At 71.9% G+C, this 17,392-nt stretch carries 13 protein-coding genes; 4 read left to right on the top strand and 9 right to left on the bottom strand.

Annotated features, from left to right (window positions below):
* Positions 1-26: 26 nt before the first annotated feature.
* The 6 genes from manA to OG878_RS24335 all read right to left on the bottom strand — a co-directional run bounded on the left by manA (position 27) and on the right by OG878_RS24335 (position 6,793).
* On the bottom strand, positions 27-1,214 hold the full coding sequence (manA, locus tag OG878_RS24360) for a mannose-6-phosphate isomerase, class I (protein WP_328888738.1): 1,188 nt from the start codon (positions 1,212-1,214) through the stop codon (positions 27-29).
* 87 nt (positions 1,215-1,301) lie between these two features.
* On the bottom strand, positions 1,302-2,438 hold the full coding sequence (locus OG878_RS24355) for an SIS domain-containing protein (protein WP_328888737.1): 1,137 nt from the start codon (positions 2,436-2,438) through the stop codon (positions 1,302-1,304).
* A 115-nt stretch (positions 2,439-2,553) separates the two neighbouring features.
* Complete coding sequence (locus tag OG878_RS24350) at positions 2,554-2,736, bottom strand: Trm112 family protein (protein WP_277326520.1); 183 nt, start codon at positions 2,734-2,736, stop codon at positions 2,554-2,556.
* 322 nt (positions 2,737-3,058) lie between these two features.
* On the bottom strand, positions 3,059-4,459 hold the full coding sequence (locus tag OG878_RS24345) for a phosphomannomutase/phosphoglucomutase (protein WP_328888736.1): 1,401 nt from the start codon (positions 4,457-4,459) through the stop codon (positions 3,059-3,061).
* 191 nt (positions 4,460-4,650) lie between these two features.
* Entirely contained in the window at positions 4,651-6,267 is a 1,617-nt protein-coding gene (locus tag OG878_RS24340) for an L-lactate permease (protein ID WP_328888735.1), read from the bottom strand.
* Positions 6,268-6,415: 148 nt separating this feature from the next.
* On the bottom strand, positions 6,416-6,793 hold the full coding sequence (locus OG878_RS24335) for a DUF3499 domain-containing protein (protein ID WP_328888734.1): 378 nt from the start codon (positions 6,791-6,793) through the stop codon (positions 6,416-6,418).
* Between the two features lie 322 nt (positions 6,794-7,115).
* On the opposite strand from OG878_RS24335, the gene OG878_RS24330 reads away from it, so the two are divergent.
* Entirely contained in the window at positions 7,116-7,559 is a 444-nt protein-coding gene (locus OG878_RS24330; RefSeq protein ID WP_328888733.1) for a metallopeptidase family protein, read from the top strand.
* 58 nt (positions 7,560-7,617) lie between these two features.
* Here the strand turns inward: OG878_RS24330 and OG878_RS24325 are convergent, their stop codons facing one another.
* The 3 genes from OG878_RS24325 to OG878_RS24315 all read right to left on the bottom strand — a co-directional run bounded on the left by OG878_RS24325 (position 7,618) and on the right by OG878_RS24315 (position 13,723).
* On the bottom strand, positions 7,618-9,141 hold the full coding sequence (locus OG878_RS24325) for a DUF5719 family protein (protein WP_328888732.1): 1,524 nt from the start codon (positions 9,139-9,141) through the stop codon (positions 7,618-7,620).
* Complete coding sequence (locus OG878_RS24320) at positions 9,138-12,971, bottom strand: glycosyltransferase (RefSeq protein WP_328888731.1); 3,834 nt, start codon at positions 12,969-12,971, stop codon at positions 9,138-9,140. The genes OG878_RS24325 and OG878_RS24320 overlap by 4 nt, the downstream gene beginning before the upstream one ends.
* 488 nt (positions 12,972-13,459) lie before the next feature.
* Positions 13,460-13,723 carry a WhiB family transcriptional regulator gene (locus tag OG878_RS24315; protein WP_030927001.1) on the bottom strand — a complete coding sequence of 88 codons (264 nt, stop codon included), beginning with the start codon at positions 13,721-13,723 and terminating at the stop codon, positions 13,460-13,462.
* A 743-nt stretch (positions 13,724-14,466) separates the two neighbouring features.
* On the opposite strand from OG878_RS24315, the gene OG878_RS24310 reads away from it, so the two are divergent.
* The 3 genes from OG878_RS24310 to OG878_RS24300 all read left to right on the top strand — a co-directional run bounded on the left by OG878_RS24310 (position 14,467) and on the right by OG878_RS24300 (position 17,385).
* On the top strand, positions 14,467-14,967 hold the full coding sequence (locus OG878_RS24310) for a cysteine dioxygenase (protein ID WP_328888730.1): 501 nt from the start codon (positions 14,467-14,469) through the stop codon (positions 14,965-14,967).
* Positions 14,968-15,082: 115 nt separating this feature from the next.
* Positions 15,083-16,039 carry a 2-phospho-L-lactate transferase gene (gene cofD / locus OG878_RS24305; RefSeq protein ID WP_328888729.1) on the top strand — a complete coding sequence of 319 codons (957 nt, stop codon included), beginning with the start codon at positions 15,083-15,085 and terminating at the stop codon, positions 16,037-16,039.
* Positions 16,036-17,385, top strand: a complete 1,350-nt coding sequence (locus OG878_RS24300) for a coenzyme F420-0:L-glutamate ligase (protein ID WP_328888728.1) — start codon at positions 16,036-16,038, stop codon at positions 17,383-17,385. The genes cofD and OG878_RS24300 overlap by 4 nt, the downstream gene beginning before the upstream one ends.
* Positions 17,386-17,392 lie beyond the last annotated feature (7 nt).

Below are 17,392 nucleotides of genomic sequence, written 5' to 3'. Positions count from 1 at the left end.
TTGCAGCCGCTGATGCGGACGGTACGTCAGGCCACCACTGTGGCCCGGAACAGTGTCCCGGTACCGGACGCTTCGACCGTTTCCCCCGACGGCACGAAGACCGAGGCTCCGGGGGCGAGATCGAGGGTGCCGACGCGGGGTGCGCCCGCGGTGCAGAGCAGGATCTGAGGGGTGGACCTGGTCAGGTCGACGGGGGCTGCGCCGGGTGACAGGTCGAAGCGCGACAGCCGGAACTCGTCGACCGGGGTCTCGTACAGCTCCTCGCCGGAAGGCGACGCCTCGGGACGCAGGATGCCGGGGTCGGTCGCCTCGAAGCGGACGATGCTCAGCAGTTCGGGGACGTCGATGTGCTTGGGCGTCAGTCCGCAGCGCAGCACGTTGTCCGAGTTCGCCATGATCTCGACGCCGAGGCCGCCGAGGTAGGCGTGCGGTACGCCGGCACCGAGGAACAGGGCTTCGCCGGGCTGGAGTTGTACGTAGTTCAGCAGCATCGCCGCGATGACGCCGGGGTCACCGGGGAAGTGGTGTGCGATCCGGGCGTACGGAGCGTGGGCGCCACCGAGGCGTTCGGCGGCGGTGGCCGCGGCGGTCACCGTCTCGGCCATCTCGGCGGGGTCCGCGGTGAGGATCGCCGTGAGTACCTCGCGCAGGGCCGCCTCTTCGGGGTGGGCGCCGAGGAGATCGACGTACGGCTTGAGGGAGTCGACCCCGAGTGCCGACATGGCCTCTGCCGCCTCGGAGGGCCTGCGGAAGCCGCAGAGGCCGTCGAAGGGGGTGAGTGCGCAGATCAGTTCGGGCTTGTGGTTGGCGTCCTTGTACGTGCGGTGGGGTGCGTCGATGGGAACGGCCCGGCGCTCCTCGTCCTCGTAGCCCCGCTTGGCCTGTGCGAGGTCGGGATGGACCTGCAGCGAGAGAGGGGCGCCGGCGGCGAGCAGCTTGAGGAGGAAGGGGAGGCGGGGGCCGAACTTCGCGACGGTGGCCGGGCCCAGCTCGCGCTCCGGGTCGGCGGCGATGATGTCGGTGAGGGGCTGCTCGGCGGGGGCTGCTGCGGTGCCGTTGGCGGCTATGCGGGTGAGCCGGGAGGGTGCGCCGGGGTGGGCTCCCATCCACATCTCGGCCTGGGGCTCACCGGTGGGGTCGATGCCGAGCAGCTCGGGAATGGCGGTGGTGGAGCCCCAGGCGTAAGGGCGCACGGTGTTGGAGAGCCGGTCCATGGCGAGTTCGTCCTCGTGAAATGCGGTGGTGGGTGGCGCGGTGCGGTGGCCGTGCGGGGCAGGGCGGCGGCGGTCGGGCAGGTGCGGTCAGGCGTGGGCTGTCGAGGCCAGGGCCAGGTAGACCGCGGCGAAGTCGGTGACTGCGAGGAGTTCCGCGAGGGATTCGAGTTCGCTGCCCTCCTCCGGTTCGAGTTCGCTGATCGCCGTGTCGTGGCCGAGGGCGAGTTCACGGGCGGCAGGGGCCGCGCTCAGTCCGCCCGTGGGCCGGTCGCGGAGCAGGACGACGCGGGCGTGCAGGGGCTCCGTCTCGTCGACCCGGTCGCGGAAGAAGTCGTCCGGGTCGGCCCCGGCGGCGAAGCTGCCCGCCAGCAGCGCCCCGTGGGCGGGGAGTGCCTCGGGGAGCTCGGCGGCGAGAGCGGGACGGCCCGACAGCTCGGCCAGTACTGCAGCGAACCGGCGCCCGACCGGTCCCGCCGCGTCGCCTTCCGTCCACACCAGGGGCAGGCTGCCGGCAAGCTCCGCGGCAAGCGTCTTGGCCGGGTTGCTGTACGTGGCAATGGCCGGCCCGCAGCGTTCCGCGGTGCGGTCGAGGCGGTCGGCGACGCTCTGCAGCGCCTCGGCGGATGCGGTGATCAGGCCGACCCGGTCGAGCAGTGCGAGCAGCGGTGTGAACAGGGCCCACAGCGTTCCGGGGCCCGCGGCCGACGTCTCGGCGTCGTACTCGCCGTGCGGGGCGGACGCCATCGGTACGACGAGACCGTGTGCCCCGTCGACCGCCTCGCGCAGCGGGGACTGCCGGGGGGCGACGGCGACGACCGTGCAGCCGCGCCGGTAGGCCTGTTCGGCGAGCAGCGCGAGCCCCGGTTCGGAGCCGTCGGCCGTGACGATGAGCAGCAGGTCGACGGAGCCGGCCCAGCCGGGGAGCGTCCAGCGCATGGCACCCGCGGCTGGTGCGACACCCGTGGGGTGGATACGGGTGACGGGCGCGGAGGCGCCCGCCAGCGCGGTGATCAGGTCGGCGACGCCGGATGCGGCGGTACCGGAGCCTGCGACCAGGACGGCGCGGGGGCGGCCTTCCGGGGTCAGCTCCGCGATCCCGGCCTCCGCCGCGTGCCGGGCGGCGGTACGGACGCGGGCCCCCGCCTCGGCGGCGCCACGGAGCAGACCGCGGCGGTCGGCTCGGGCCAGGGCTTCCGGGGCGTCGAGCAACGACTCGTCGAGCATGGGGACGGGCCTCCGATCACGTGCGGATCACCGTGCGGGGTGCGGGGCGGCAGTGCTGCGGGTGTACGGGGGTGGGGCGCTGTGCCGGTGTGAGCCGGCGTTCCCGCGCCTCGCGTCACGCGGGGCGGCGGGCCTCGTCGACGAGGAGGACGGGGATACCGTCCCGTACCGGGTAGGCCAGGCCGCAGTCCGTGCCGGTGCAGACCAGTTCAGGGCTTTCGGCTGCCGACCGGTCGTCGAGCGGGGAGTGGCAGGCCGGGCAGGCGAGGATCTCCAGGAGGCCGGCTTCGAGCGGCATGGGGTGAGTCCCTTCAAGCATTCGAACAGAGGGTTCGGGTTCTCGCGGATCAGGCGACGTCAGCCTACCGCCGGGGTGGCGGGGGCGCGGCCCGGCCAGGGGCGCGGTGGTTGCGGAGCGGTTCGGGTGGAGTACGGGTCCGGGCCCTGCGGCGTGCCTGTTCCCCTGCCCACCCCTTCCGCACCGGGGCCCCGCCCCGGACCACGGTCCTCGAACGCCGGACGGGCCGGACTTCCGCCCGGTACGGGGCTGCGGGCAGGGGGGATGCGCGGTCCGGGACCGCGGACGGGCTCGGATCCCCGGACCGGCCGGGACCGCCGGGCTAGCTCGGGCTGCCGGACGTGCCGGAGGCCTGGCCGGTGCGGCGGATCAGCGTCAGGACCTCGTCCCGTACCGACGTCATCGTGCCCTCGTCCCGGGCCTCCACGTTCAGGCGCAGCAGCGGTTCCGTGTTGGAGGCGCGGAGGTTGAACCACCAGTCCGGTGCCGTCACCGTCAGGCCGTCGAGTTCGTCGAACGTGATGTTGTCGCGGGTCGCGAACGAGGCGCGTACCGCCGCCGTACGGGCCGGCTGGTCGTCGACCGTGGAGTTGATCTCGCCGGAGCCCGTGTAGCGGTCGTACTGGGCGACCAGCTCCGACAGCGTCCCCGGCTGGCCGCCGAGGGCGGCCAGGACGTGGAGGGCGGCGAGCATGCCCGTGTCGGCGTTCCAGAAGTCGCGGAAGTAGTAGTGCGCGGAGTGTTCGCCGCCGAAGATCGCGCCGTGTGCGGCCATCTCCGCCTTGATGAAGGAGTGGCCGACACGGGTGCGGACCGGGGTGCCGCCGTGTTCGCGGACGACCTCGGGGACCGACCAGGACGTGATCAGGTTGTGGATGACGGTGCCCTTGCCGCCGTTCCGGTCGAGTTCGCGGGCCGCGACCAGAGCGGTGATCGCGGACGGGGAGACACCCGCGCCACGTTCGTCGACGACGAAGCAGCGGTCCGCGTCACCGTCGAACGCGAGGCCCAGGTCGGCGCCCTCGGCCAGCACGCGGGCCTGGAGGTCGACGAGGTTCTTCGGGTCGAGGGGGTTGGCCTCGTGGTTGGGGAACGTTCCGTCGAGTTCGAAGTACATCGGTACGAGCTCGACCGGGAGGCCCGCGAAGACCGTGGGGACGGTGTGGCCGCCCATGCCGTTGCCCGCATCGACCACCACCTTCAGGGGCCGGAGGGACGTCAGGTCGACCAGGGACAGCAGGTGGTCCGCATAGTCGGCGAGCGTGTCGCGCTCGGTGACGGTGCCGGGGGCGGAGACCGGCTGCGGTACGCCCTGCTCGGCCCACTTCTCGATCAGGGCGCGGATCTCGGAGAGCCCGGTGTCCTGTCCGACCGGTGCGGCGCCCGCCCGGCACAGCTTGATGCCGTTGTACTGCGCCGGATTGTGCGAGGCGGTGAACATCGCGCCGGGCAGGCCGAGGCTGCCGGAGGCGAAGTACAGCTGGTCGGTCGAGCAGAGGCCGATGAGGGTGACGTCCGCCCCGCGCGCCGCGGCACCGCGCGCAAACGCCGCCGAGAGGCCGGGCGACGAAGGCCGCATGTCGTGGCCGATCACGATCGCCTCGGCGTCCGTCACCTCGACGAACGCCGCGCCGAACTGCTCGGCCAGCGATTCGTCCCACTGGTCGGGCACGACTCCGCGCACGTCGTACGCCTTGACGATCTGCGACAGATCAGCAGCCACGGGCCCGTCCTCCTGAGATCTCTGCGGACCGCCCAAACTACCCGGCGACCGTTCGGGCAGGCCGTGGGGTCTTCCGGCTGAGCGGTGGTGCAGGGGCGCGGCGGTGCGGCTGCCCTGCTGTGCCCACGGTGACCGGGGCACAGCAGGGATGTCGCACCGCCGTCAATCGGAGGTCGGTCCCGATCCCGTGCTCAGGGCAGCATCCAGCCCAGCACCGTCGTGCTCTGCGCCAGCACGATCAGGCACATCACCAGCAGCAGGCCCAGGCTCCACGGCAGCACCTTGCGCAGCAGGTCCCCCTCGCGTCCGGCCAGACCGACCGCCGCGCACGCGATCGTCAGGTTCTGCGGGGAGATCATCTTGCCGAGCACCCCGCCGGAGCTGTTCGCCGCGGCAAGCAGCTCCGGGGAGAGACCCGATTCGCGCGCCGCCGAGACCTGGAGTGCGCCGAAGAGTGCGTTCGCGGAGGTGTCGGAGCCGGAGACCGCGACGCCGAACCAGCCGAGCACCGGCGAGAAGAAGGCCAGTCCGGCGCCCGCCGCAGCCACGAACTGGCCGATCGTGGCCGCCTGCCCGGAGAGGTTCATGACGTACGCGAGTGCCAGTACGGAGGTCACGGTGAGGATCGCGTACCGCAGTTCGTACACCGTGGCCGCCCACTCGCGCGCCGCGTCCCGGGGCCGTACGCCGAGCACGACGGTGGTGACCAGGCCAGCCAGCAGGACGAGGGTGCCGCCCGTGGCGATGACCGGGAGCGTGAAGAGGTTGGCGCCGACCGGCTTGCCCGCCGGGTTCGCGACGTCGAGGAAGGGCCAGTCGAAGATCCGGGTCGCGTCGGCCAGCAGCTCCTTGACCGGCGGGATCTGGGCGATGGAGAAGACGGCGACGATGAGGGCGTACGGGACGTAGGCGCGCAGCACTTCCCGGTGCGGGTCCTCGTGATCGAGGTCCCCGCTCCGTACGCCTGTCAGGACTGCCGCACGCACCGGTTCCTCGGCCGGCCTGCGTGCCCCGGGGACGGCCATCAGCGCTGCCGCGCCCACGAGCGCGGCGGCGATGTCCGCGAGTTGGGCAGAGACGTAGTTGGATGCGGCGAACTGGGCGCCGGCGAAGGCGATTCCGCAGACGAGCGCGGGCAGCCAGGTCTCGCGCAGCCCGCGCCTTCCGTCCACCAGGAAGACCAGGATCAGGGGAACGAGGAGGGCCAGCAGCGGGGTCTGGCGGCCCACGACGGAGGCCACGTCGTCCAGCGGCAGCCCGGTGACCTGGGCGAGCGTCACCACGGGGGTGCCCATGGCGCCGAACGCGACCGGTGCGGTGTTGGCCACGAGCGAGACGACGGCGGCCTTCACCGGGTCGAAGCCGAGCGCCACCAGCATCACGGAGGAGATCGCGACAGGCGCGCCGAATCCGGCGAGGGCTTCGAGGAGCGCGCCGAAGCAGAAGGCGATGACCAGCGCCTGGATGCGAGGGTCGTCCGAGAGCCGCCCGAAGGAGCGGCGGAGGATGTCGAAGTGCTGGGTGCGTACGGTCATCCGGTACACCCAGAGGGCGTTGACGACGATCCACATGATGGGGAAGAGCCCGAAGAGCACGCCCTGAGCGCCTGCGGAGAGGGTCTGCCCGAGAGGCATGCCGTACGCGAGCGAGCCGACGGCTATCGCGACGGCGAGGCCGATGAGTCCGGCGCGATGCGCCTGCATCCGGACCGCCCCGAGCAGGACCAGCACGGTGACCAGGGGAAGCGCTGCGACCAGAGCGGACAGGGCGAGCGAGTCGGCCATGGGTTGGAGTTGCTGGACAAACACACTGACCTCCCCCGATTCCGCGATGCGGAAAGTTGTTTCTCACGAGTGAGGGAATAGTCGTGTCCACGACAAGTTCTGGTCAATGGCCCGTACGTGAAAACTTGTCACGGGAAATCATGGGCGGGGGACGCCCAGCAGTACTCCGCGGTCAGGAATCCGGCGAGCGCAGCACCCGAAGATGGCCACGGCGCGCGACCTCCATCGGGTCCGCGGCGTGCGAGCCGCCACCCCTGGCCTCGGCCGCCCGGTCGTGCGGACGCGCCGCTTCCCGTACGGCGTTGGCAAGCGCTTCGAGATCGTCACCGCTGGGGCGCGCGGGCACGGAGGGGTCCGAGAGGCGGACCACTTCCCAGCCTCGCGGCGCGGTCAGCCGCTCACCGTGCTCGGCACAGAGGTCGTAGCAGTGGGGTTCGGCGTAGGTGGCGAGCGGGCCGAGGACCGCAGTCGAGTCGGCATAGACGTACGTCAGTGTCGCGACGGCAGGGCGGCCGCACGCGGTGCGCGAACAGCGACGTACAGGGCTCACGATGTTGGACGGTACCGCACTCTTGAGCGGGCTGCGACGACTCTCCCTCAGGTCACCCCACCGTGTCGTACTGTGACGTCCGGCACAACCACCTTTCGGGCAACTACCCTGACCTGCGCCGGAGGAGAGAAGTGCAGGTCGCAACGGCAACGATTTCGGTCACCACTTGGTACATAAGCTGTCATTACGCAAGAGATCAGTGATCACAGGCAGGGCCTGAAACGGGCTCAAGCTTGGCTGGAATGTTCAACAGCGGACATGCGACTGCCCTGACGGTGAGCGGCGATCCGCCTGCCCCGCCGGGAGTTACGCTGCGTCGGTGATGGACAGTCCTGTACCGCCGCCCCACCCGTCCGAGCCGCGATCCGAGCCGCGTCCGCGGCGCAGGGACCGCCATGGCCGCGGCATGCGCGGCCCCGTGGCCCCGCCTCAGGTGCCGCTCTCGGTCAGCAGGGCGGAAACCTTCCGCGATCTCGTACAGGATTCGGTGGAGCGGCTGGAGCGGCGCTGGCCGCAACTGGCCGATGTCGACTTCATGGTCCTCGATGTGCCGGGGACGCAGGAGGAGACCGTGCCGCTCGGGCGCGCGGTGTCCGCGGGGAAGGACCGGCCCGCGCAGATCGTCGTCTACCGGCGCCCCGTCGAGATCCGGACCAAGAACCGCGACGAACGTGCGGTGCTCGTGCACGAAGTCGTGGTGGAGCAGGTCGCGGAGCTGCTCGGACTGTCGCCGGAGTCGGTGGATCCGCGGTACGGACAGGACTGAGCGTCCGTGAGCGGGGTACGGGGCGGTGCCTCGTCCGGCGCCGCCCCGTACCGATCGCTCAGTCGTCCAGGACCGAGAGGTCCTGCTCGGCCGCGGGCACCTCGACCGTTCCGCCGTCGTCCGGCAGGGTCTGCACCGTGAACATCGGGATGCCGTCCTCCGGCAGAGCGAGCGTGCGTGCGGCGTGCACCGGACCGCCCGACTCCGTCTCGACGGTCAGCGCGTAGCTTCCCTTGAGCCCGGCCGGTACCTGCGGGGTGACCGCGAGCGTCGTGCCGCCCTTCACCGTGTACGTCTTGACGGTTCGCTCCCCGCCGCCGCTGCCTGCGGACGCCGTGACCTTCACCGTGCCGGTGGCGCCCGGTGCGGTGAGCAGGAGGGTCGAGCCCTTGGCCCGGTTGTCGGCCACGGTGGCCTGTGCGCCCACCGGTCCGGTCGCCGGGATGTACGCGACCTCCTGCTTGTCGCCGGTGCCGCGGACCACACGCAGCGCGGCCACCACCGGGGTGGCCTTTCCGCTCTGTGCCGGGGTCAGCAGCAGGGAGCCCGCTTCACCCCTGGTGATGTCCTTCAGGTCGACGCCCGCGGTCATGTTGGACTTGACGTGGAGGTCCTCGTGCCCGGCCGGCGAGATCGCGCCGGTCCTGCCCAGCAGCTTCACCTTCAGGTCGGCGTCGTCCTCGCCGGGGGCGAAGGCGACCAGCCGTACGGAGGTGGCGTCCGCCGGGATGCCGGGGAGGACCAGGGTGCCCGCCGGGTCGACGGAGGCGGTGAGCCAGTCGCTGCCCATGTTGTCGCCCGCCGCCCTGACGACCGCGCCGACCCGTCCGGTACGGGTGGTGACGTGGACCGTCACGTCGTCGGCGGCCACATTGGTCAGGGTGGAGATCAGGACCGGGACGCTGGACCTGGCCGGGACCGTGATGCCCTCCCCCACATCGGATTTGAGCGAGCCGTCCGGCCCGTACAGCTCGATGTCGGCGACGGCGGCGGTGTCGTCCGGATTGGTCAGGTGCACGTAGTCCTCACGGGACTTCGCGGTGCTGGCTGCCGGGAACCAGAAGTCCGTGTCGGGGCCGGTGCAGCTGAGCCCGAGCAGGCCGCGGGACGCGCCCGCGACGACCGTGGTGGTCTGCTGGGTGGTCCAGCCGGGGGCCAGCCGGCCGGTGGCGGTACCGACCAGGGCGGGGGCGTCGGCGCCGGACGCGTCGGCGGTGACCGGTTTGCCGGGCTCCTTGAGGGAGACGACCGGCTTGCCGGAGTCCTCCTTCTTCTTCTTCGTGTCCTTCTTGGCGGTGGTGTCGTCGCCCGCGTCCCCCGTGGTGGGAACGGACGGCTTCAGTTCCGCGGTGCCCGCTTCTCCGCCGCCCTCGCTCGCCGGGGTGAAGGACGTGTACGTCGTCTCCGCGAGCTCCGAGAGGCCCGGTGCCGGGCAGAGCAGGCTGGAGCGCTCCACGGGCAGCCGCGCGGCGGCGGTCGCCCCCGTGGCTCCCGCGTCACCCGGTGCGGTGAGCGCGGCGAATCCGGTGACGGCGGCGAGGGCTACGGTGCCCGCGATGAGGGACAGATGGGTGGACTTCACTCGGACTCGCCTCGCGATGCGTTGCCGGTCGGCCATGGGTTCTGGACCGGGGCGGGGTTCTCGTCGGGGTGCTGCGGGTCGTACGGGGCCTGTTGGTCGTACTGCGCCTGCGGGTCGTAGGCGCCCTGCTCGTACGGGTTGTACAGGCCCTGCTCGTACTGACCCTGGTTCTGGTCGTACTGGCCCTGGCCCTGGTCGTACTGACCCTGACCCTGGTCGTACTGCTGCTGCGGGTAGCCGTACGGGTCGTACACCGGGGCTGCGCCCTGCTGGTACGGGTCGGCCGCGGTGGGCTGCTGCTCGCCCTGGTACTGCGCGTAGTCGGCGTTCCGGTACTGCTGCGCATCCCAATCGCCGTACTGCTGTTGCTGCGGCACGGACGCGTACCGGCCGTCGTCGCCCTGCGGCGCGTAGGGATCCTGTGTCTCGCCCTGCGGCGCGTACGGGTCCCCGTCGTCCGGCTGCTGCGCGTACGGGTCGGTCGTCTGCCGGGCGGGGTCGTACTCCCCCTCTTCCTCCGGAAGCTGCTCCCCGTCCTCGCCGTCGTCCTCGGCCGCCGCTTCCGCCTGCGCGGCCGCGCGCAGCCTGCGGGCCCGGCGTCCCTCGCCCGCGACCGGCTCCGCCGGAACCGTCACGGACTCCTCGGGCAGGTCGTCGTCGATCTCCCGGCGGCGGCCCGGCAGGGCCAGGACCAGCAGGACCACGCCGAGCGCCGCCTGGGCCCAGATCCATGCGGTGTGCGTGATCGGCGTCTCGTACGTGAGGTCCAGACTGCCGCCCTCGGCGGGCAGCTCGAAGCCCTGCGCCCAGCCGTCAACCGTCTTGCCGGTCAGCGCCCGGCCGTTGAGCGTGGCCTGCCAGCCGGAGTCGGCCGCGTCGGCGATCCGCAGCACCCGGCCGGAACCGCCCGCCGGGATCTTGGAGTGTGCCTCGACGGGCTGGGAGCCGACGGGCAGCTGTTCGCTGCCGGCACCGGGCGGGACGATCATGATCCGGGCGATCTGGCGGTCCACCCGCCACAGCGCGCTGCCGTCCAGCTGGCTGAGCCGGCTCAGTCCCGGGGTCGCGTCGAGCACCCGGCTCATCTCGCGCGGTGCGCCGTCCCGTACGAGTACGTAACGGATCGCGAATCCGCTGAGCTGGCTGCCCTGGTCGGCGCCGGAGCCCGCGACCAGATTGGCGACGACCTTGTCCAGGTGGCTGTTGGAGCCGCCCGACTCGGCCAGCTCGGCGTCGCCGAGGCGCGCGCCGGAGCCGCGGACCAGGGCGTACGAGACGGAGGCGGGCGAGGTGCCGTCGAGCACCAGGGTGCGGGGCTGGTCGCGGGTGCTGCTCTCCTCCGCGACGAACGCGGGCACCTGCACCGGATCCCGGCGCTCCAGCGGGCCGGCGGCGCCGCCGATCATCCAGCCGGCCGCGGCCAGCGCGGGGGCCAGCACCGCGGCAAGGGCGATCAGTGCGGCGACGGGCTGGCGCCAGCCGAAGCTGAGCTCCGCGACGCGCACCCGGGCGCCGTCCGCGCCGACGAGCGCGGCAACGATCAGCGCGATGCCGTAGACGAGGGTGGCGGGTCCGGCCCAGCCGGAGCCGTTGGTGAGCCCGGCGAAGACCAGGGCGACGAGTGCGACGACCCAGGCGGCGCGGACCGCGAACCGGCGCTCTCCACGCATCAGCGCGGCCAGTGCGGCGAGCACGATGCCGAGCAGCAGCAGACCGCCCGCGGCCTTCGGTCCACCGGGGCTGATGCCGAGCAGATCGAGCGCGGAGGCCGTGCCCGTACCGAACTCCAGGCCCGCTTCCTTCAGGAACGACGAGGGGTTGCCGAGCAGCGACACCGACCACGGCGCGAGGACGAGCAGCGGTGTGCCGATCGTGGCGAGGAAGCGGAGCCCGTACGCGGTGATCTCGTCGCGGCGCAGTGCGAGGACGCCGATGCCGAGGACCACGGCGAGCGGCCAGACGACGGGTGTGAAGGCCATCGTGAGGGTCAGCAGCAGGGTGTACGCCCAGGTGGCGCGCCAGCTGCCACGGGCGTACCCGCCGTGGCGGATCCCGTACGCGGAGACGGCGGCGCGGGCGATCAGCGGAAGCAGGATCGCCAGTACGGCGGTGCCGAGGCGGCCGGTCGCGAGGGCACCGGTCGCGGCGGGCAGGAAGGCGTACGCGATGCTCGCCCAGGCCCGCAGCAGCCGCGATTCGAGCAGCGGGCGGGAGACGAAGTACGCGGTGAGTCCGGCGAGCGGGACCGAGCAGACCAGCAGCAGCGTGAGGGCGAAGCCGGTCGAGCCGAGGAACAGCGCGGACAGGGCGGAGAGCACGGCGAGATAGGGCGGTGCGGTCTGGGTGCCGCCGGTGCCGATCGGGTGCCAGCCGTCCGCGTACCGCCCCCACAGGTCGGAGACGTCGGCCGGTGCGGGCAGCAGGGCGCCGCCCGCCAGCGCACCGCCGCCGAGGAGGTCGCGGCAGGCGACGAGCGAGACGAGGAGCAGGACGGCGAAGAGCACCGGGCCCGGCTTGCGGCCGATCCGCTTCAGCCGAGCGAACTGCTCGATCTCGAGGAAGTCGGCATCGTCACCGCCCGGTCCGGACTCGACGGCGCCGTGCCGCGAGCCGCCCGAGTCGGCATCGGATCCGCTGCCGAAGTTCCCGGCGACCTGTTCGAAGGTGGCGCGGACGGTCGCGCCGGGCGGCGGGAACAGCCCGCGCAGCTCGGCCGGGTCCACCACACCCGAGCCGCGCCTGCGCCGGGCCGCGAAGATCCTGCCCGGCCGCAGCAGCGTGCCGAAGAGGCCGGCGACCTCGTCGAGTGCCTGTCCCGGCACCTTGCCGACGAGGTAGGCGAGGGTACGCAGCAGGGTCCCGAGGACGAGCCTGAGCAGGACCCACGGAAGCATCTTGCCGCGGGCGTTGACGAGCATCGTGTAGACGGCGCCGGCCTTGTCCACGCGGTGCGGGGAGGCGACGAAGCGGCCGGCGCAGTCGATGGGGCGGCGTTCCCGGGCGGAGGCCTCGGCATGCCGGAGTATGGCGTCGGGGGCGACGAGCACCCGGTGTCCGGCGGCGTGCGCGCGCCAGCAGAGGTCGACGTCGTCACGCATCAGCGGGAGTCTGCGGTCGAACCCGCCGAGCTCCTCCCAGACGTCGCGGCGGATCAGCATGCCGGCGGAGGACACGGACAGCACGGTACGGACCTGGTCGTGCTGGCCCTGGTCCTGTTCACGCCGGTCGAGTCCGGTCCAGCGGCGCCCGCTGTTGGCGATGGAGACGCCGACCTCGAGGAGCTGCCTGCGGTCGTACCAGCCGCGGAGCTTGGGACCGACGATCGCGGCGTGGTGGTCGGTGTCGACGACGCGCAGCATCTCGGCGAGCGCGTCGGGCTCGGGAGCGCAGTCGTCGTGGAGCAGCCAGAGCCACTGCACCGGTTCGCCGTGCGGCAGCTCGGGCAGGTCGTAGGCGTCGTCGCGCCAGCTCCTGGTGACCGGGTCCCAGCCGCTGGGGCGCTTGAGGTACGGCAGGTCGTCGGGGGTGAGTTCACCGACCGTGCGGACCGCCTCGTCGACGGCCGTGCCGAAGCTCGTACGGCGTGCGAGGTGCAGGACGCGTTCGGCGCCGAGCGCCTCGGTGACCAGCCGCGCGGAGTCGTCGGCGCTGCCGGTGTCGGCGGCGACGACGTCCTGTACGGGGCGTTCCTGCCCGAGCAGCCCGGCGAGCACGTCGGGCAGCCAGCGTGCGCCGTCATGGGAGACGAGCACGGCGGTGACGACATGCCGGGGGAACTCTGGGGCGGCGGCAGCCGCGTACGGCGCCGTCGATTGGCTGTGCACGGACATCGAGGTACGGGCCCTCCGGCCAGGTCCGGGGGGCGGTCCCCCCAGGGGCTGCATCGGTGTACACGCGCGCTCCGTCGGGGCGTTGGCGCGTCTCGGACGGGGCCCCACACTAACGGTACGGACAGCCGGGGCGGCGCCGAGCGGGTGAGAGAGGGCGGCAGCAAGGTGGTACGACCGGTCCGGGTGCGGGGCGGTGGGCAGGGCGGCGGCCTGGCCCTGGGCAGGGCCGCGGACAGAGAAAAGGCCCGTCACCTGCGGGCAGGATGCAGGTGACGGGCCATGGCGGCCGGGGTGCCGGAGCGGAGTCCGGGGCGGTCCGTGATGTGGTCGTGGGTGTGGTCCGGGGTGGGGCGCGGAGCGTGGCTGTGGCGCTCCGGCGGCCGGGGCGTTCCGGTACATCCGGTCCGGCGGGCGAGCGGTCCGTGGGCCGGCCGGGCTCTGCCGGCGTCGTGCGCGGGCCTTCCCGGCGTCGCGCCCGGGCTCCGCGGTCAGACCGCGGCCTTCTTCAGGCGTCGGCGTTCCCGTTCGGAAAGACCGCCCCAGATTCCGAACCGTTCGTCATTCGAAAGGGCGTACTCAAGGCATTCGGAGCGGACTTCGCAGGCGAGGCAGACCTTCTTGGCCTCGCGGGTGGATCCGCCCTTCTCGGGGAAGAAGGACTCGGGATCGGTCTGGGCGCACAGTGCGCGCTCCTGCCAGCCGAGTTCCTCGTCCGCGTCCTCGACCAGCAGTTGCTGGAACAGCTCGGTCATGTGCGCCCCTCGTCTGTCTCTTGCGTCCCCGTGATGCAGCCGTTATCGATTCGGCAGAACGACACGAGTGAAATTACAAGTGTGTGGATCCGGGCCAGTCAAGCGGAGATCTGCTATTGGGTCCGGTATTCACTCTGCGGAACCAAGCGTAAGCGGAAAGTGTGCAAATCACCAAAAAAACTGACATATGCCACGGGCTTCACCGCACCCCCGTCCGCCACAGAGTGAGACGCCCGAAAGCGCGACCATGTTTCGATTCGATCACCGAAGCGATCAAGATCACAGTCGGGTCACGAGACCGCTGCGACGTTTACGGGCACGGTTGTTGCGCCACATCTCCGCTGCAATCACTGCACAAACCTTTCTCCGACTGGAGTAACCGGATGAGGTGAAACATTGCCCCCAAATCGGGCATTGGGTTGACAGCGGGACCTTTGCTCGGTTCTGCTTGGTGCCATGCCAGCAAAGTCAGCGACCCGCGTCACCCACATCCGTGGGTTCCGTACCGCTGTCCAGGCTCTCTGTTGCTGTTCCAGCTGTCTCAGCTGTTGATGCCGTCCCCGCTGTCGATGCCCTCGCGCTCCAGCTAGTCACGGCTCTTCCTCGGACCCGGCCCTCGCCGGCTTCTCTGCGGCCTCGTCCGCCGAGCGGTTCGGTTCCCACGGCCTCCGGTCCACGCGACACCCCCGCATCTGCGACTGCACCCAGGCCCCGCACTCCCTTGCCGAGGAACCACCGCATCCATGAACAGCGACAGCGACCTTCAGATCGCCGGCGACATCCTTGAGGTTCAGCACCTCCTCCAGCCCGCACGCACCCACCCGGCCACGGTGGCCGAGTTCGCCGGGCTCGCCCGCACCATCGCCGCCGACCGCGCGCAGTGGGCGCCGCTCGTCCAGTACGACGCGACCACCCGCTGGTACCACCGGCTCCGCACGGGCCCGGGCTACGAGGTGTGGCTGCTCAGCTGGGTCCCCGGCCAGGGCAGCGGGATGCACGACCACGGACTCTCCTCCGGCGTACTGACCGTCCTGGAAGGAGAGTTGACCGAGCGCACGGAGCGCGGCAGCCGATCGCTGGAACCAGGCGCGCAGCGCGTCTTCGCGCCCGGATATGTCCACGAAGTGGTCAACGACTCCCTCGAACCGGCCGTCAGCCTGCACATCTACTACCCGGGTCTGACCGAGATGCCGATGCACGCGGCGCAGTGCGCCCCGACGGCCGCCGACGTCGTACCCGCCTGACAGCCCACCCGTCGCCCGCCACCACCCCACCAACGATCAGGCTTCGCCTGACAGCCCACCCGTCGCCCGCCACCACCCCACCAACGATCAGGCTTCGCCTGACAGACTGTTGTGCATGCGCATTGTGGTTCTGGCCGGCGGTATCGGTGGTGCTCGTTTTCTGCGTGGCCTCAAGCAGGCCGCGCCCGACGCGGACATCACGGTGATCGGCAACACCGGTGACGACATCCATCTGTTCGGGCTGAAGGTCTGCCCCGACCTCGACACCGTGATGTACACCCTCGGCGGTGGCATCAACGAGGAGCAGGGCTGGGGACGTACCGACGAGAGCTTCCAGGTCAAGGAGGAACTCGCGGCGTACGGCGTGGGCCCCGAGTGGTTCGGGCTCGGTGATCGTGACTTCGCGACCCACATCGTCCGTACGCAGATGCTCGGCGCGGGCTATCCGCTCAGCGCCGTCACCGAGGCGCTCTGCGCACGCTGGAAGCCGGGGGTCCGGCTGCTGCCGATGTCCGACGACCGGGTCGAGACGCATGTCGCGGTCGAAGTGGACGGCGAGAGCCGCGCGATCCACTTCCAGGAGTACTGGGTGAAGCTGCGTGCCTCCGTGGAGGCCCGGGCGATCGTGCCGGTCGGCGCGGAGCAGGCGAAGCCGGCGCCCGGTGTGCTGGAGGCCATCGCCGAGGCCGATGTCATCCTCTTCCCGCCGTCCAACCCCGTCGTCTCGGTGGGGACCATCCTTGCCGTGCCCGGGATCCGGGAGGCGATCGCCGAGGCCGGTGTGCCGGTCGTCGGCCTCTCCCCCATCGTCGGGGACGCGCCCGTGAGGGGTATGGCCGACAAGGTGCTTGCCGCGGTGGGCGTCGAGTCGACGGCCACGGCCGTCGCCCAGCACTACGGTTCCGGGCTGCTCGACGGCTGGCTCGTCGACACGGTGGACGCCGGGGCGGTCGACGAGGTGGAGGCCGCGGGCATCCGCTGCCTGGCCGTGCCCCTGATGATGACGGACGTGGACGCGACGGCCGAGATGGCGCGGCAGGCGCTGGCGCTGGCCGAGGAGGTACGGGCGTGAGCGGCGGCGCGGCCACCCGCGAGGCGCCCTCGTACCGGGTGTGGGCGCTGCCCGGGATGCCCGAGGTGCGGTCCGGGGACGATCTCGCGAAGCTGATCGCCGCCACGGAACCGGGGCTGGTGGACGGCGACATCCTGCTCGTCACCTCGAAGATCGTCTCCAAGGCGGAGGGCCGGATCGTCGAGGCGGCGGACCGGGAAGCGGCGATCGATGCCGAGACGGTACGGGTGGTGGCGCGCCGTGGCACGCTGCGGATCGTCGAGAACCGGCAGGGGCTGGTCATGGCCGCGGCCGGGGTCGATGCCTCGAACACCCCCGCGGGCACGGTGCTGCTGCTGCCGGAGGACCCGGACGCGTCGGCCCGCGCGATCCGGGACGGGCTGCGGGACACCCTCGGCGTCGAGGTCGGAGTCGTCGTCACGGACACCTTCGGGCGGCCGTGGCGCAACGGGCTGACCGATGTCGCGATCGGGGCGGCCGGGGTGCGGGTGCTGGACGACCTGCGGGGCGGGACGGATGCGTACGGCAACCCGCTGAGCGCGACCGTCGTCGCCACCGCGGACGAGCTGGCCTCGGCCGGCGATCTGGTCAAGGGCAAGGCGGAGGGTCTGCCGGTCGCGGTGGTGCGGGGTCTCTCGCACGTGGTGGACGGGGCGGGCTCCGGTGGGTCCGGTTCCGGTGACTCCGGTTCCGGGGCGCGGGCGTTGGTGCGGGTCGCGGCGGACGACATGTTCCGGCTCGGGACGTCCGAGGCGGTACGGGAAGCGGTGACGCTGCGGCGTACGGTGCGGGAGTTCACGGACGAGCCGGTGGACCCGGGGGCGGTACGGCGTGCCGTGGCCGCGGCGGTGACGGCTCCGGCGCCGCATCACACGACGCCGTGGCGGTTCGTGCTCCTGGAGTCCGAGGAGTCGCGGACCCGGCTGCTCGACGCGATGCGCGAGGCGTGGATCGCGGATCTGCGCCGTGACGGCAAGAGCGAGGAGTCGATCGCCAAGCGGGTACGGCGGGGCGATGTGCTGCGCCGGGCTCCGTATCTTGCGGTGCCGTGCCTGGTGATGGACGGCTCCCACACCTACGGGGACGCGCGGCGGGATGCGGCGGAGCGCGAGATGTTCGTGGTCGCGGCGGGGGCGGGCGTCCAGAACTTCCTGGTGGCGCTGGCCGGTGAGCAGCTCGGGTCGGCGTGGGTGTCTTCGACGATGTTCTGCCGGGACGTGGTGCGCGAGGTGCTGGATCTGCCGGCGGAGTGGGATCCGCTGGGGGCGGTGGCCGTGGGGCGCGCGGCGGGCGTGCCGAGGGAGAGGGAAGAGCGGGACGCGGAGGGGTTCGTCGCGGTGCGGTGAGGGGTGG

Source organism: Streptomyces sp. NBC_00316 (assembly GCF_036158715.1).
GTDB lineage: Bacteria > Actinomycetota > Actinomycetes > Streptomycetales > Streptomycetaceae > Streptomyces.
The sequence above is the reverse complement of the archived record's forward strand: the minus strand, read 5'-3'. Positions and strand labels throughout refer to the sequence as shown.

Coding starts and splice junctions, on each gene's coding strand:
- manA (WP_328888738.1), bottom strand. CDS start 1,214: ATGGACCGGCTCTCCAACACCGTGCGCCCTTACGCCTGGGGCTCCACC.
- OG878_RS24355 (WP_328888737.1), bottom strand. CDS start 2,438: ATGCTCGACGAGTCGTTGCTCGACGCCCCGGAAGCCCTGGCCCGAGCC.
- OG878_RS24350 (WP_277326520.1), bottom strand. CDS start 2,736: ATGCCGCTCGAAGCCGGCCTCCTGGAGATCCTCGCCTGCCCGGCCTGC.
- OG878_RS24330 (WP_328888733.1), top strand. CDS start 7,116: ATGGACAGTCCTGTACCGCCGCCCCACCCGTCCGAGCCGCGATCCGAG.
- OG878_RS24320 (WP_328888731.1), bottom strand. CDS start 12,971: ATGTCCGTGCACAGCCAATCGACGGCGCCGTACGCGGCTGCCGCCGCC.
- OG878_RS24315 (WP_030927001.1), bottom strand. CDS start 13,723: ATGACCGAGCTGTTCCAGCAACTGCTGGTCGAGGACGCGGACGAGGAA.
- OG878_RS24310 (WP_328888730.1), top strand. CDS start 14,467: ATGAACAGCGACAGCGACCTTCAGATCGCCGGCGACATCCTTGAGGTT.
- cofD (WP_328888729.1), top strand. CDS start 15,083: ATGCGCATTGTGGTTCTGGCCGGCGGTATCGGTGGTGCTCGTTTTCTG.